The following is a 14,441-nucleotide window of genomic DNA, read 5'->3' as shown; positions in this document are numbered from 1 at the left end:
AAAGGAAACGGTGGACTTTCCCCTCTCCATCTTGGATCTTGCCACGGTCCGTCACGGCCAGCCGATCCGTGAGGCGCTGGCCAAATCGCTGGAACTAGCACAGCTAGCGGACAGTCTGAATTATCATCGGCTCTGGTACGCAGAGCACCACAACTTCCAGTCGATCGCGTCTTCGGCGACCAGCGTGCTGATCGGGCACGTCGCAGCCCACACCGAGCGAATCCGTGTTGGTGCCGGCGGCATCATGCTGCCCAACCATGCCCCGCTGGTTATTGCTGAACAATTCGGCACTCTGGCCGAGTTGTTCCCAGATCGGATCGATTTGGGGCTCGGCCGCGCACCCGGAACGGATCATCAGACCATGCGTGCGCTGCGCCGCGACGCCAACGCCGCTGACACCTTCCCCCAGGACGTTCTAGAGCTGCAATCGTTCCTCGCCGCAGATACCCGTGAATCGGGTGTCTATGCTTACCCCGGGCGTGGCACCAATGTTCCGCTCTACATTTTGGGGTCGTCTCTCTTCGGAGCTCGGCTCGCCGCGCAGCTCGGCCTGCCCTACGCGTTCGCTTCACACTTCGCACCCCAGATGCTCTTGCAAGCCGCCGAAGTTTATCGCAAGGAGTACCGGCCCTCAGAGCGTCACCCCGAGCCCTATATGATTGCTGCCCTGTCGGTCATCGCGGCAGAGACCGCGGAAGAGGCAGACCAGCTGTACGAGAAGGCGGCACGAGCACGAGTTCGGTCCATGTTGGGCCGCGGCCGGAACCTGAGTGATGAAGAAGTTGAGCTGCTTTATCACTCGGCCGCCGGCCATCAGGTCTTACAGATGTTGCATTATCGGGCGGTGGGAACCGCTGAGACGGTTGGCGCTCAACTGCGTGAGTTCCAAGAACTGACCGGCGCAGATGAGGTCATGATCGTGAATCTCGCCACCGAGCTTCAGGCCCAACGCCGCACCTTGGAGCTGGTGGCCGAGCTGTAAGCCAAGCCCTGCTGTTTCAGTCGATTCCGTAGAAGCGGTGTTCAAACACGCCTCGGGCTAGCCGCGTGATCCGCAGATAGTCCTCCTCGAACTCGCTCACGGCGTTTTCCGGGTATCCGCACCACCGGGCTAGCGCCTCGAGGTCTTCTCGATAGGTCGGCAGAACATCGGAGGTCTTGCCGGTCCAGATCACCAAACCGGAGCGGATCCGAGTGGCCAGCACCCAAGCCTCTTTGAGCTGTTCGGTATCTTCAGCCGGTAACAGCTCGGCTGCTTCTAGTGCATTCAAGGCCGCGATCGTGCTCGTTGTCTGCAGTTCCGGGTGCACGGCAGCGTGTTCCAGCTGTAACAGTTGGACCAGCCATTCAACGTCGGAAAGACCGCCACGCCCGAGTTTCAAGTGCCGGGTCGGATCAGCCCCTCGGGGCAGACGTTCCCCTTCCACTCTGGCTTTGATCCGGCGGATCTGCATGGCCTCAACGTCGCTGAGACCTTTTTGGTAGCGCAGCGGATCGATGACGCTTAAAAATTCTGCTTGTACTTCCTCGTCCCCGGCGATCGGCATGGCCCGCAGCAGCGCTTGCCGCTCCCACACCTCCGCCCACCGCTGGTAGTACTCGGCGTAGGAAGCCACGGTTCGCACCATGGGCCCCTGCTTTCCCTCCGGCCGTAGATCCGCGTCAATACTGAGAGGGTTCTCCCCCAGCACCGCAGGCTTGACCGGGCGCCTAACAAGAGCGATCACCCGGTTAGCCACTTGGGTCGCTTGCTTCGCTGCCGCGTCTGCCGCCGCCTGAGCACGCGGGCGGTAAACGAACATGACGTCAAGGTCAGAGCCGTAGGTGATTTCTTGTCCGCCCTGACGCCCCATGGCCACGATAACGAAGTCCATGAGCAAGCGGTCAGGGTCCTTGTCGCCCGCATCAGTGGTGATGATCTCTCGTTCGGCGATCGCGAGCGCGCCACGGGCCAGCACTTTGTCCGCTGTCGTAAGCGCAGCCGAAACCTCTCGCTGGGTAATCAATCCGATCGCATCGGCCACGGCGGTCCGTAAGACCTCCCGTTGGCGGATCAAGCGAAGCAGTCGGATGGCGTGACCTGATTCGGGGTGCTGGGCCAGCTTCGCTTGGCTCTCTGCCCAGAGTTCGTCCTCAGTTTTAGGCCGCAAATCCGCGGTACGCCCAAACCATGCCACCGATTCCGGGAGGAACTCCAATTGGTTGGCCATGAACTTGGAGCTGGCCAGCACTTTGCACAACCGCTGGGCGGCAACATTAGAGTCCCGAAGGGTTCGCAGGAACCACGGGGACCCATGGAGCGATTCACTGAGCCGGCGGAAGGCCAGTAGACCACCGTCCGGGTCGATCTCGTCGGCGAACCAACCCAGCATTGCTGGCAGCAGTTGGCGTTGCAGGGCGGCTTTGCGACTGACGCCTTGCGTCAGCGATTCAATGTGTCGGACGCTGCCGGCCGGATCCTTATAGCCGAGTGCAGCCAACCGGTCTTTCACTGCTTCCGTACTCAGTTTGATTTCGTCTGGGCTCAGGTGTGCTGTGGTCGAAAGCAGTGGACGATAGAAGATCGCTTCATGCAGCGACCGGACTCGGCGCTTAGTGCGTTGCCAGGTGTCCAGCAATTGGGTTTGGGTGGGACGCGACTGAACACCGGGTGGCTGTGATGATCGCGCTAACACCCGCAGTCCTCGATCGTCTGAGGGCATCAGGTGGGTTCGGCGCATCTTGACCATCTGAATGCGATGTTCCAGTAACCGAAGATACCGGTAGGCTTCTGACAGTTCCGCGGCTTGGGATCGACCGATATACCCGGCTGCACACAGCCTGTCGATAGCAGTCAGGGTGTTACGCACCCGCAGGCTTTCTTCACTGCGGCCGTGAACCAGCTGGAGCAACTGAACGGTGAACTCAACATCGCGTAGGCCGCCAGGGCCCAGTTTGATTTCACGCTCTTCTTCTTTGCGGGGAATGTTCTCTTCTACGCGTTTGCGCATGCCCTGCACGGACTGGACAAAGCCTTCTTTGGCGGCGGATTCCCAGACCATCGGCCAGATAGTTCTGAAGTAGCGCCGTCCCAGCCCAGAGTCCCCCGCCGCTGGACGGGCCTTCAGGAGAGCTTGAAACTCCCATAGGTGCGCCCAGCGTTGGTAGTACTCGTAGTGGGATTCAACCGTGCGTGAAATGGCGCCGTCTTTGCCTTCTGGGCGCAGATTGGCGTCTACTTCCCACAAACCTGGTTCAATCCCGGATGAGGAAATCGCTTTGCTGAGCCCGTGCGCTAGAAAAGTGGCGATCTCTGTAGCGCGCTGATCGCTGAGAGCCTCCGAGTGGCTGTGTACGAAGATTACGTCTACGTCAGAGATGTAGTTGAGTTCGCGGGCGCCGGTCTTCCCCATGGCGATGACCGCAAAGTGCACATCCGCCACCTCTTTGGCCGAAAACTTCTCTGCCGCTTCTGCCCGTGCCACCGCTAGGCCGGCATCAAGGGCGGCGGCCGCGAGATCGGCCAAGGCGGTCGCCACGATCGGTTCGTGCGCAACCGGGTCGGCGCCACACAAATCAGCCAGCGCGATCTGAAGCAACTTGGCCCGGTATGCCACCCGCAGCGCGGTCCGGGCTTCCTTACCGGTCAGGGTTGCGACCGGATGCGGTTCTTCCTGACTGGCCTTGGTGACCCGGCCCGGGCCGTCTGCATCCTCAGAAAGATCCGCAGATTGAAGCTCCTGATCCGTCGGTGCCGCCACCTGCTCGGTGTAGGGCAGCAGCCCGGCCTCCGGGGCATAACTTTCCGGTTCAAAGCTCAGTGTTTCGCTGGCCGTTTCCTCGGCCACGGAGATCCAGTCCCGGGTCTGCGCCTCATGGTGGCGTGCGCCGACCGAGGCGAGCAGGAATTTTCGGTAATGCCCTGGTTCCGGCATTTCCGGGTCGTCCCCGTAGCTGTGTTGAAACAGTTCAGCGTGGTCGGGGTGGCGGATCACGAACTCGCCTAGGGCTTCGGAAGCTCCCAGCAAGCGCATCATGGGTTCCACCTGCGCCATGGACGCAGATTTGAGCCAGTCAGCTAATTCGGGTTTTCGCGCCAGTAGACGGATCAACAACATGAGTGCCTGATCCGGGTCTGCTGCGTATTGGAAGGCCCGCAACATGACCCGGGAGTCGAACTCAACGAGTTCAGGGCTGTCGAGCAGTTTGCCGGCCCGGTCCAAGTCTGCGAATCCGGCCGCGATCAGTGCACGTCGTGTCGGAGGTGCGGGGTCACTCATTTACAGCACCCCGAGGTACCGGTTGAGCTCAAACGGGCTGATGTTGACCCGGTAGTCGTCCCACTCGGCTTCTTTATTGCGCAGGAAAGAGGAGAAAACATGTTCGCCTAGGATCTCCGGCATGAGTTCGGACTCGGACATCAACCGCAGCGCATCATGGAGGGTTCCGGGCAGCGGTTCGTAGCCCATGACGCGCCGTTCGTAGTTGGTCAGTGCGCCGATATCGTCGGTGGAGGCTGGGGCAAGCTCGTAGCCCTTTTCGATTCCCTCGAGTCCGGCGCCCAACAGGACTGCGTAGGACAGGTATGGGTTGGTCGCGGAGTCTATGCCCCGGTACTCCACGCGGGCTGAGTCGCGCTTATTCGGTTTGTACAGCGGAACGCGCATCAATGCCGAGCGGTTATTGTGCCCCCAGGACACATACGCAGGTACCTCTCCCCCGGCCCAGAGACGCTTGTAAGAATTGACGAACTGGTTGGTTACCGCGGTCAGTTCGGGCGCGTGCTTGAGGATACCGGCAATGAACTGTCGTGCAATGGTGGAGAGTTGAAATTCGGCACCGGGTTCGAAGAAGGCGTTCTGGTCCCCTTCAAAAAGCGAGAAGTGAGTGTGCATCCCCGAGCCCGCGTGTTGGGAGAAAGGCTTCGGCATGAAGGTGGCGTACGAGTTGTGCATCAAGGCCACTTCCTTGATAACCGTGCGCAACGTCATCACGTTGTCCGCCGATTCGAGAATCTCCGCGTAGCGCAAGTCGATCTCGTTTTGGCCCGGACCGTTCTCATGGTGGGAGAACTCGACGGGAATCCCGACGGCTTCCAGCATGGTGACGGCGCGGCGACGGAAGTTCTGGCTCACCCCGCCTGGCACGTGATCAAAGTATCCGGCTCGGTCAACCGGTTGTGGTTCACCATCTGGACCGAGTTCATCGCTGCGTAGCAGGAAGAACTCCACTTCCGGGTGGGTGTAGCAGGTGAAACCCATGCGTGCGGCGCGTTCGACCTGCTTACGCAACACGTGGCGCGGGTCAGCGGCAGAGGGTTCACCGTCTGGTGTCAGCACATCGCAAAACATACGCGCGGTGGGTTCATCCATGCCCCGCCACGGTAACAACTGGAATGTGCCCGCATCTGGTTTCAGCAGCATGTCGGATTCTTGGGCCCGCGTGTAACCGTCAATTGAGGATCCGTCAAAGCCAAGTCCTTCCTCGAAAGCGGCTTCCACCTCGGCCGGGGCGAGTGCCACAGACTTCAGGACACCGACCACATCGGTGAACCAGAGCCTAATGAATCGAACATCGTTGTCCTCAATCGTGCGCAATACATTCTCTTGGTGCTGGTTCACGTGCGTGCTCCTTCAACAGGTCGACGGTCTGCACTTCTCACTCTAGTCTTTTCCGGCATCGCGGATGGGTAGACTAGCTGTCATGGCTATTTCTGCGGACATCAAACAAATCCGGACGACTCACTTGGCCCAAGCAAAACAAGACGGCACGCACTTCGCCATGTTGACGGCCTACGACCAATACATGGCCGAGATTTTTGATGCTGCCGGGATCGAAACATTGTTGGTTGGTGATTCCGCGGCCAACAATGTGTTGGGTCACCGCACGACGTTGCCGATCACCCTGGATCAGATGATCACCTTTTCTGCAGCAGTTGTGCGCAGTACTACCCGTGCAATGGTCATCGCAGACATGCCTTTTGGCTCCTACGAAGTTTCTCCCGAACAGGCAGTGGCCTCAGGGATCCGCTTGCTCAAAGAAGCTGGCGTTGCGGCGGTGAAGATGGAGGGCGGGGAATTCTACGCTCCGCATATCGAAGCCATGACCGCTGCAGGCGTTCCCGTGATGGCCCACATTGGTTTTACCCCGCAGTCAGAAAACACGCTCGGCGGCTACCGGGTCCAAGGTCGCGGTGACGAAGCCGCAGCGGACATGGTCAAGACGGCCCAAACCCTTGAAGCGGCGGGGGCTTTCGGCTTGCTGATGGAGATGGTGCCGACCTCGGTGGCGAACGCTGTTGATGAAGCACTCACCATCCCGACCGTCGGCATCGGTGCCGGGCCTGGGACTACAGGTCAGGTGCTGGTCTGGCAGGACATGTTGGGCTTGCGGGGCGGCCGGATGGCGAAGTTCGTCAAACAGTACGCAAACTTGCGCCCCATCGTGGAACAAGCAGCCCGAGACTTCCATAAGGAAGTTGTATCAGGTGCGTTCCCCGATGAGGCGACGAGCTTCTCGTCCTAGTTTGGACGGGTCCTGAGACTTATGCGTCGTCGTTGAGCGGGTTGTTGTCCCGCTGACGGTCATCTTCGTCGAGTTCGTCCCAACGCTCGTTGTTTTCGGCGACCTTAGCCAACGCCTGTTTGGCCTCATCTTCAGTCGCGTAAGGGCCGAGCAACTTGGTCCAATCGGATTGCTGGCCCTTCTCGATTTCGCCGGTGACAACGTTGTACCAGTATTGGTTCTCAGCCATGTCTTGCTTCCTCCTTGATGGTGGCCGACCATTGGTAGGTCTGCTTAGTTCCAATGTAATCCATCACCAAGGCCCCTTGAAGCTTCGGCACTGGCGAACGCTGAGCGCTTAAGACTGACAGCGGCGATAGGATCGAGACATGAGTGATTCTTCAGCACCCCGCACAGCACCGATCGGCACCCTGACAAAGGGGCAAGTTTCCCCCGCCCAGCCGATTCCGAATCACATTGTCACCCCCGAATATTACGGGAAGAAAGCACCTGCCCCCTACAAGGGTCCGGACGCCTACCCAGATGACATCGTAGAAAGGATACGTCGTGCCGGCACCGTGGCCGCCGACGCCATGCAGCACACCGCAGCGGCCATCAAACCGGGTGTCACAACTGATGAGCTTGACCGGATCGCCCACGAGTTCATCATCAATGCCGGTGGTTATCCCTCGTGCTTGTCCTACCGTGGCTTCCCCAAGTCCATTTGTACCTCCGTCAATGAGGTGATCTGTCACGGGATCCCGGATGACACCGTCTTAGCTGACGGGGATATCGTCAACCTCGACATCACGGTGTACCTGGACGGTGTCCACGGAGATCACAACATGACCTTTTTAGTGGGGACGGTTGATGAAGAGTCACGGCTGCTGGTTGAACGCACGCAGGAGGCTTTGCGTCGTGGCATCAAGGCCGTCAAACCAGGCCGTCCCATCAATGTAATTGGCCGCACCATCGAGTCCTACGCTAAACGTTTTGGTTACGGAGTCGTCCGAGACTTCATCGGACACGGAGTAGGCACAGCGTTCCACACCGGGTTGGTCATCCCGCACTACGATGCGGCACCAAACTTTGATACCCCCATGGAAGAAGGCATGGTCTTCACCATCGAGCCCATGCTCACGTTGGGGGACTACCGCCACGATATGTGGGAAGACGGCTGGACCGTGGTCACCAAGGACCGCAAGCGCACCGCCCAATTCGAGCACACCGTAGTAGTCCGTGAAGACGGCGCTGAAATCCTGACCCTTCCCAGCACTGCCCGGTCTGAGGAGTCCTAATGGAGAACCGGTACCGAATTGGTGTTGATGTCGGCGGCACAGGGGCGAAAGCTGGCATTGTCGATTTACAGCTCGGCACGATTGTCAGTGAACGGCTGCGCTACGACACACCCAACAATGCGGAGGCGATCTTCCGCACCGTGGTTCGGCTGATTCAAGAGCTGCAGCGTGACCCCCGCGTGGGCCAGGCCCCCGTTGGGGTGGCCTTCCCTTCGGTCATCAAGGCCGGGACCATTATGACCGCGGCGAATATCGATCCGGCCACGCTGGGACGCAATGTCGCGCACGAGCTTGCACCTGAGATCACCAGCCAGCTGGCGGTCCTCAACGATGCCGATGCGGCAGCTTTGGCCGAGGTCAGTTACGGGGTGATCCGGTCGAAACCTGAATTTCGGCATGCCGAATCTGTCATGGTCCTCACCTTGGGGACCGGGATCGGTTCAGGTTTGATCTATCAGAATCAGCTCATCCCCAACTTTGAGTTGGGACATTTGGAACTCGATGGTGAGGTTGCTGAAACCCGGGCTGCAGCCTCCGCGATCGAACGAGATGGGCTGGGGTGGGCAGAGTATGCGAACCGTGTCAACCGGTACTTAGCGCACGTGCACCGACTGTTCTTCCCCGATGTTTTCGTTCTCGGCGGTGGCGTCAGTCGCGAAGCCGAGGCGTTCTTACCGCATATCAGCGCTCAGTGTCCCGTGGCTGTGGCACAATTACGCGCTGATGCCGGGATTATCGGAGCCGCTCGAGCCGCGTTAGATCGACACGGATAGCGGTAAAGACGAGAAAACGCCGGTACAGCTAGCTCAAGATCCTTCTAGGATCGAACCTGCCGTACCGGCGTTTAGGTTGGTACGGTGGTGATTTCGGCTTCCCCTCCGAAATCACCACCGAAGCGTGTCTACCAGTCTAGCTGATCATGATCGCTCTGGGAACCCCTGAAAATGCGCCCGGCTAGCCCTGATCTGAACGAAGATCCTGAATAGCCGCCTCGAAGTCTTCGAGCGAATCGAACCCCTGGTACACCGAAGCAAAGCGCAAATACGCGACTTTATCCAGTCGCTTCAATGGTTCGAGGATGGCTAGCCCGACTTCATGGGCTTCAACTTCAGCAGCCCCGGTGGCCCGAATCGTCTCTTCCACTTCTTGGGCCAGCAGCGCCAAATCATCATCTGAGACCGGCCGACCCTGGCACGCCTTGCGCGCACCGGAAATCACCTTGGAACGATCAAACGGCTCGGCAACACCGGAGCGTTTCACCACCGAAAGCGACGCCGTTTCCAACGTCGTGAAGCGTTTACCGCACTCCTGGCACGACCGTCGCCTACGAATGGTCGCCCCATCATCAAGGTTTCGAGAATCGATGACGCGCGAGTCTTGATTTCGACAAAACGGACAGCGCACGCTTCACCTCACTTTCTGCAGGTCAGAACCCAACTACCTTCTTTAGGGTACTTAATTCTCCAACACGGAGGGGCCAAAAAGAACTTTCAAGTCGCCGTACAGGTTCGGGTTCGGTTCCACCCGGTAGTTCGGCGGCAAAGTGAACAGCTCTTCCTTGTGGTTGCCGTTGAGGCGAACCCGAACCTCGGTCGTGCCTAGGTGGTTACGCAACACTTCGCCCAGTGCTTGGGCAACTTTTTCGGTGACCCGGTGGCTGGGTAGGTTCAAGACCAACGGTCCGGTGTTGGCATCCGACAGGTCCGGAATGGTCAGCTCTTGGGCGTTAAGGGAAACGTTGCCATCGTCGCGGCGCTGCAAGCGACCCGTGACAACCACAATCAGGTCCTCTTCCAGAAGCGAGGCAATCGGACCATACACTTGGCCGAAGAACATCACTTCCATGGAGCCGCCCAGATCTTCGATCTCACAGCGTGCATACGCGTTACCGGAGCTCTTGGCGATCCGGCGCTGCAAGGAGGTGATCATCCCCGCAATGGTGACACGGTGCCCGTCAGCCGGACCCTCATCCGAGAGCAAGCTCTGAATACTGTGACTTGCTTGCGACTCAAGGGCCCCGCCCAAACCTTGCAGTGGGTGGTCGGAAACATACAGTCCGAGCATTTCACGTTCGAACGTGAGTTTGTCCTTTTTATCCCATTCGGGAACATCCGGGATCTCCACATCGAACGAGCTGGCCAGGTCGCTATCACCGTCTAAAGCGGAGAACAAATCAAACTGGTTCGCAGCTTCATTTCGTTTCTGGACGACGACTGAGTCAACAGCTTCCTCGTGGATGAGGGCCAACGCGCGACGATTGTTTTCAATTTCGTCGAATGCGCCCGCCTTGATCATCGACTCAATCGTGCGCTTATTGCAGACGGTCCCGGGAACCTTCTGCAGAAAATCGGTGAAGGACGTGTAGTTGCCTTTTTCCTCACGCGCCTCGACGATCCCCGCGACCACGTGATCGCCCACGTTGCGCACGGCCCCCATTCCGAAGCGAATGTCTTCGCCCACCGGGGTGAAGTTCAACGCGGACTGGTTCACATCCGGTGGTAGCACCGTGATGCCCATGTGGCGACATTCGTTGAGGTAGATCGCCAATTTGTCCTTGTCATCGCCAACCGAGGTCAACAACGCTGCCATGTACTCGGCCGGGTAATGCGCTTTCAGATAGGCGGTCCAATAGGACACCAAACCGTAAGCGGCGGTATGCGCTTTGTTGAACGCATAGTCGGAGAAGGACTCCAGCACGTGCCACAATGCTTCACAGGCTTCGAGCGAGAACCCGTTTTTCTGCATGCCCTCGAAGAAGGTTGCTTGCTGTTTATCCAGCTCCTCTTTCTTCTTCTTACCCATGGCACGGCGCAGCAAGTCCGCCTGTCCAAGGCTATAGCCGGCGACCTTCTGGGCCGCCTCCATGACCTGCTCCTGGTACACGATCAGACCGTAGGTCGTATCCAGGATTTCAGCCAGCGGCTCTTCAAGCTCGGGGTGGATCGGGACGATCTCTTGCTGCTTGTTCTTTCGCAGCGCGTAGTTGATGTGCGAGTTCACACCCATCGGCCCCGGGCGATACAGCGCCAGAACCGCAGAAATGTCTTCGAAGTTATCCGGCTGCATCAGCTTCAAGAGCGAACGCATTGGTCCACCATCGAGCTGGAACACGCCAAGGGTGTCCCCTCGAGCCAGCAGCTCATACGAGGCCTTGTCGTCCAGATCGAGGGCTTCTAAGTCAAGATCGAAGTCCTTGTTCATCTTGATGTTCTCAATAGCATCAGAGATGATCGTCAGGTTTCGCAGACCCAAAAAGTCCATCTTGATCAACCCGAGTGTTTCACACGTGGGGTAATCGAACTGGGTGATGATCTGACCGTCTTGGTCGCGACGCATCAACGGGATCACGTCGATCAACGGTTCCGAAGACATGATGACGCCCGCGGCGTGGACGCCCCATTGGCGTTTCAGCCCCTCCAAGCCCAGCGCGGTATCGAAGATTTTGCGCGAGTCCGGGTCGGTGGCCAGCAGCTCCCGCATTTCTTCGGCTTCTTTGTACCGTTTGGATTTCGGGTTCTCAATGTCTGGCAGCGGCATTGTTTTGCCCATGACATCTGCCGGCATCGCCTTGGTGAGGGTCTCCCCCGCCGAGAACGGGTAGCCAAGAACGCGGGAGGCATCTTTGAGTGCCTGCTTGGCTTTAATGGTGCCGTAGGTGACGATCATCGCGACCCGGTCATCGCCGTATTTTTCGGTCACGTACTTGATGACTTCGGGGCGGCGACGATCGTCAAAGTCCACGTCGAAGTCGGGCATGGAGACGCGCTCCGGGTTGAGGAAGCGCTCAAAAATCAGGCCGTGTTCGAGCGGGTTGAGCTCGGTGATGCGCATCGCGAAAGCGACCATGGAACCGGCACCGGAGCCACGGCCCGGACCCACGCGGATGCCTTGGTCCTTGGCCCAGTTGATGAAGTCGGCAACCACCAAGAAGTAGCCCGGGAACCCCATTTGCAGGATGATCTCGGTTTCATATTTGGCTTGTTTGCGCACTTCATCTGGGATGCCGTTCGGGAAGCGTAACCGCAGCCCATTTTCGACCTCTTTGACGAACCAAGACTCTTCGGATTCGCCCTCCGGGACGGGAAAGACCGGCATGTAGGACGCGGATTCGTCAAATTCGACGTTGCAGCGTTCTGCGATCAGCAGCGTGTTGTCACATGCGTCCGGATGATCTTTGAACAGCGAACGCATCTCGGCTGGAGACTTGAGGTAGAACTCGTCGGAATCAAACTTGAACCGGTTCGGGTCACTCATGGTGGAACCGGACTGCACGCACAGCAATGCCGCATGTGATTGGGCGTCGTGAGCGTGCGTGTAGTGCAGGTCATTGGTGGCCACCAATGGCAGGTCTAGCTCCTTGGCCAGACGCAGCAGGTCGGTAGAGACTCTTCGTTCGATGTCCAACCCGTGGTCCATCAGTTCGCAGAAGAAGTTTTCTTTACCGAAGATATCCCGGAAGTCAGAGGCTGCTTGCACCGCCTCGCGGTAGAGGCCTTGGCGAAGCTTCGTTTGGACCTCGCCGGAGGGGCACCCGGTGCTGGCGATCAGTCCTTTGGAATACGTCTGCAGGGTTTCCCGGTCCATACGTGGCTTGTATAACTGGCCTTCGAGGGAGGCGATGGTGGAGGCCCGGAACAGATTGTGCATCCCCTCGGTGGTCTCCGCCCACAGCGTCATGTGAGTGTAGGAGCCATTACCGGAGACGTCCTCCACACCGTTGCCCCATTTCACGCGGGTGCGGTCCGTGCGGTGCGTGCCTGGGGTCAGGTACGCTTCCACCCCGATGATGGGTTTGACGCCGTGCTCTTTGCCTTGCTTCCAGAAGTCGTAGGCGCCGAAGATGAACCCGTGGTCGGTGGTGGCGATAGCGCCCATACCAAGTTCTTTGGCTCGGACCATCAAGTCGGAGACACGGGCTGCACCGTCCAGCATTGAATACTCGGTGTGGTTGTGCAGGTGAACAAATTCGTCTTTACGTGCCTTCACCGTGTCCGCCATATGCTCCCTTTACTCCCCGAAAAACGCCGCAATCCAGCAGAATCTTTGCTGGCCACATTGCCTTAACAGTCTAGTCGTTTGAACGAGTTAATGTGTCTGCAGCAGAGCCAGCGCTTGGTGTAAATCAGCCGGATATTGCGAGCTGTAGTGCATGGTCTCGCCGGTAGCCGGGTGTGGGAAAGATAATTCGGCGGCGTGTAGCCATTGGCGTGTCAGGCCGAGCTTGGCCGCGAAGGTGGGATCGGCACCATAGGTCAGATCCCCGGCCAGTGGGTGGCCCATCGCGGAGAAGTGAACTCGTATCTGGTGGGTCCGTCCTGTTTCTAAATCGACCTTCAATAAGGTGGCTGGGCCGAAGGCCTCCTCGGTCTCATAGTGGGTGACTGACTCGCGTCCGTCTTGGGTCACCGCGAACTTCCATTCGTGACCGTGGTGCCGGCCGATCGGGGCATCGATGGTGCCTTCGAGTGGATCGGGCAGACCTTGGACGAGTGCGTGGTAGATCTTGATCGGGGTCCGGTCGCGGAACGCGTTCTTCAATGCCGTGTAACCCAGCTCTGTCTTGGCCACCACCATGATCCCGGTGGTGCCCACATCGAGTCGGTGGACAATACCTTGGCGTTCGGCTGCCCCGGAGGTACTGATCCGGTAGCCCAGTCCCATGAGTGCGCCCACGACGGTGGGCCCGTGCCAGCCCAATGACGGGTGCGCGGCCACACCGGTGGGCTTGTCGATCACCACATAGTGTTCGTCATCGGCAATGACTTTGAGCTGATCCACAATCTCACTTCTTGGTTCTAACGGGTTTTCTCGGGGCGGAACCACCACCGTGATGGTCTCCCCGGTAACGAGTTTCGTTGACTTCTTGAGCGCTGCTCCATCTGCCCGGCGCAGATAGCCGGAATTGATCCACTCTGCCGCCACGGTGCGGGTTGTGCCTACGGCGGTTGCCACGGCTGCGTCCGCCCGACCTGTGGGGCAATCCTGGCCGACAACGAAGGTTTTATCTAGGCCGTCATAGAACTGCTCTCCGATGCCGCCATCACTCATGATTCTTGGAGGTCGGTTCGTCCGCGTCGGTGACCGCGGAAGGTTCTGGTTGGTCTTCCGGTGCCTGCACTTGGTCGAGATCGTCATCGACCTCGTCGTTGAGCGGTACGCCTTTGATCAGCAGAATACAGATCACGATCATCGAGCAGACGATGAGCGAGTCCGCGACGTTGAAGACCGCAAAATTGGGGACCGCGATGAAGTCGATGACATGGCCTAACCCGAAACCTGGCTCTTGAAAGAGACGATCGGTGAGGTTTCCTAGGATCCCCCCAAGGAGGGTACCCATCACGATTAACCAGATCTTGCTGGTTGTGGTTCGGAACTTGTAGATCACGTACGCTGCCACCACGACCATGATGATGGTGAAAACCCATGTGTATTCGGTCCCCATGGAGAAAGCTGCCCCGGGGTTGCGCACGAAATGCCAGCTCAGGACCGGCGGGAGCACGGGGATCGTTTCGCCCTCATGCATGTTGCTCAGCACCCAGAACTTGGTGACTTGGTCAAGGATGTAGCCCAGCAGCCCCAAGATGGCAGGCAGGATGAATCGACGGGGGCTGGTCGGTGCGGTGCTGGCGGGTACGCTGGCGGTCATCAAGGATCTTTCGG

General features: G+C 58.7%; 11 protein-coding genes. 4 read left to right on the top strand and 7 right to left on the bottom strand.

All coding sequences use genetic code 11. The annotated features are described in order from the left end of the window. The first annotated feature begins 10 nt into the window (after window positions 1-10). On the top strand, window positions 11-982 hold the full coding sequence (locus ACFFFR_RS00405) for an LLM class flavin-dependent oxidoreductase (protein ID WP_377457216.1): 972 nt from the start codon (window positions 11-13) through the stop codon (window positions 980-982). Between the two features lie 16 nt (window positions 983-998). On the opposite strand, the gene ACFFFR_RS00400 is transcribed toward ACFFFR_RS00405, so the two are convergent. Together ACFFFR_RS00400 and ACFFFR_RS00395 are read right to left on the bottom strand one after the other, a co-directional pair. Further along, complete coding sequence (locus tag ACFFFR_RS00400; RefSeq protein WP_377457214.1) at window positions 999-4,259, bottom strand: bifunctional [glutamine synthetase] adenylyltransferase/[glutamine synthetase]-adenylyl-L-tyrosine phosphorylase; 3,261 nt, start codon at window positions 4,257-4,259, stop codon at window positions 999-1,001. Beyond that, window positions 4,260-5,600 carry a glutamine synthetase family protein gene (locus tag ACFFFR_RS00395; RefSeq protein WP_377457213.1) on the bottom strand — a complete coding sequence of 447 codons (1,341 nt, stop codon included), beginning with the start codon at window positions 5,598-5,600 and terminating at the stop codon, window positions 4,260-4,262. A gap of 82 nt (window positions 5,601-5,682) precedes the next feature. Between ACFFFR_RS00395 and panB the strand changes: the two genes are divergently transcribed. Continuing rightward, a complete protein-coding gene (panB, locus tag ACFFFR_RS00390) occupies window positions 5,683-6,504 on the top strand; it encodes a 3-methyl-2-oxobutanoate hydroxymethyltransferase (RefSeq protein ID WP_377457211.1) in 822 nt (273 codons plus the stop codon). Between the two features lie 19 nt (window positions 6,505-6,523). On the opposite strand, the gene ACFFFR_RS00385 is transcribed toward panB, so the two are convergent. After that, window positions 6,524-6,733 (bottom strand): SPOR domain-containing protein, encoded by a 210-nt coding sequence (locus ACFFFR_RS00385; RefSeq protein WP_377457209.1) that lies wholly within the window; start codon window positions 6,731-6,733, stop codon window positions 6,524-6,526. Window positions 6,734-6,872: 139 nt separating this feature from the next. Here ACFFFR_RS00385 and map point away from each other — a divergent pair, with 139 nt between their 5' ends. Both map and ppgK read left to right on the top strand, forming a co-directional pair. Next, the gene (gene map, locus ACFFFR_RS00380; protein WP_377457207.1) at window positions 6,873-7,781 is read left to right on the top strand and encodes a type I methionyl aminopeptidase; all 909 of its coding nucleotides are present in this window, start codon (window positions 6,873-6,875) and stop codon (window positions 7,779-7,781) included. Further along, on the top strand, window positions 7,781-8,554 hold the full coding sequence (gene ppgK / locus ACFFFR_RS00375; RefSeq protein WP_377457205.1) for a polyphosphate--glucose phosphotransferase: 774 nt from the start codon (window positions 7,781-7,783) through the stop codon (window positions 8,552-8,554). Before map ends, ppgK begins: the two co-directional genes overlap by 1 nt. 181 nt (window positions 8,555-8,735) lie before the next feature. Here the strand turns inward: ppgK and nrdR are convergent, their stop codons facing one another. From nrdR to lspA, 4 genes are all read right to left on the bottom strand, one after another. Next, window positions 8,736-9,185, bottom strand: coding sequence for a transcriptional regulator NrdR (gene nrdR / locus ACFFFR_RS00370; protein ID WP_377457203.1), 450 nt, complete (start codon window positions 9,183-9,185; stop codon window positions 8,736-8,738). Between the two features lie 51 nt (window positions 9,186-9,236). After that, complete coding sequence (gene dnaE / locus ACFFFR_RS00365) at window positions 9,237-12,779, bottom strand: DNA polymerase III subunit alpha (RefSeq protein WP_377457201.1); 3,543 nt, start codon at window positions 12,777-12,779, stop codon at window positions 9,237-9,239. 87 nt (window positions 12,780-12,866) lie between these two features. Continuing rightward, a complete protein-coding gene (locus ACFFFR_RS00360; protein WP_377457199.1) occupies window positions 12,867-13,829 on the bottom strand; it encodes an RluA family pseudouridine synthase in 963 nt (320 codons plus the stop codon). Next, the gene (lspA, locus tag ACFFFR_RS00355; RefSeq protein ID WP_377457197.1) at window positions 13,822-14,427 is read right to left on the bottom strand and encodes a signal peptidase II; all 606 of its coding nucleotides are present in this window, start codon (window positions 14,425-14,427) and stop codon (window positions 13,822-13,824) included. Before lspA ends, ACFFFR_RS00360 begins: the two co-directional genes overlap by 8 nt. Window positions 14,428-14,441 lie beyond the last annotated feature (14 nt).

The sequence above is a fragment of the Micrococcoides hystricis genome (genome assembly GCF_042434215.1).
Lineage (GTDB): Bacteria > Actinomycetota > Actinomycetes > Actinomycetales > Micrococcaceae > Micrococcoides > Micrococcoides hystricis.
The sequence above is the reverse complement of the archived record's forward strand: the minus strand, read 5'-3'. Positions and strand labels throughout refer to the sequence as shown.

Coding starts and splice junctions, on each gene's coding strand:
- ACFFFR_RS00360 (WP_377457199.1), bottom strand. CDS start 13,829: ATGAGTGATGGCGGCATCGGAGAGCAGTTCTATGACGGCCTAGATAAA.
- ACFFFR_RS00385 (WP_377457209.1), bottom strand. CDS start 6,733: ATGGCTGAGAACCAATACTGGTACAACGTTGTCACCGGCGAAATCGAG.
- map (WP_377457207.1), top strand. CDS start 6,873: ATGAGTGATTCTTCAGCACCCCGCACAGCACCGATCGGCACCCTGACA.
- dnaE (WP_377457201.1), bottom strand. CDS start 12,779: ATGGCGGACACGGTGAAGGCACGTAAAGACGAATTTGTTCACCTGCAC.
- lspA (WP_377457197.1), bottom strand. CDS start 14,427: ATGACCGCCAGCGTACCCGCCAGCACCGCACCGACCAGCCCCCGTCGA.
- ACFFFR_RS00400 (WP_377457214.1), bottom strand. CDS start 4,259: ATGAGTGACCCCGCACCTCCGACACGACGTGCACTGATCGCGGCCGGA.
- ppgK (WP_377457205.1), top strand. CDS start 7,781: ATGGAGAACCGGTACCGAATTGGTGTTGATGTCGGCGGCACAGGGGCG.
- panB (WP_377457211.1), top strand. CDS start 5,683: ATGGCTATTTCTGCGGACATCAAACAAATCCGGACGACTCACTTGGCC.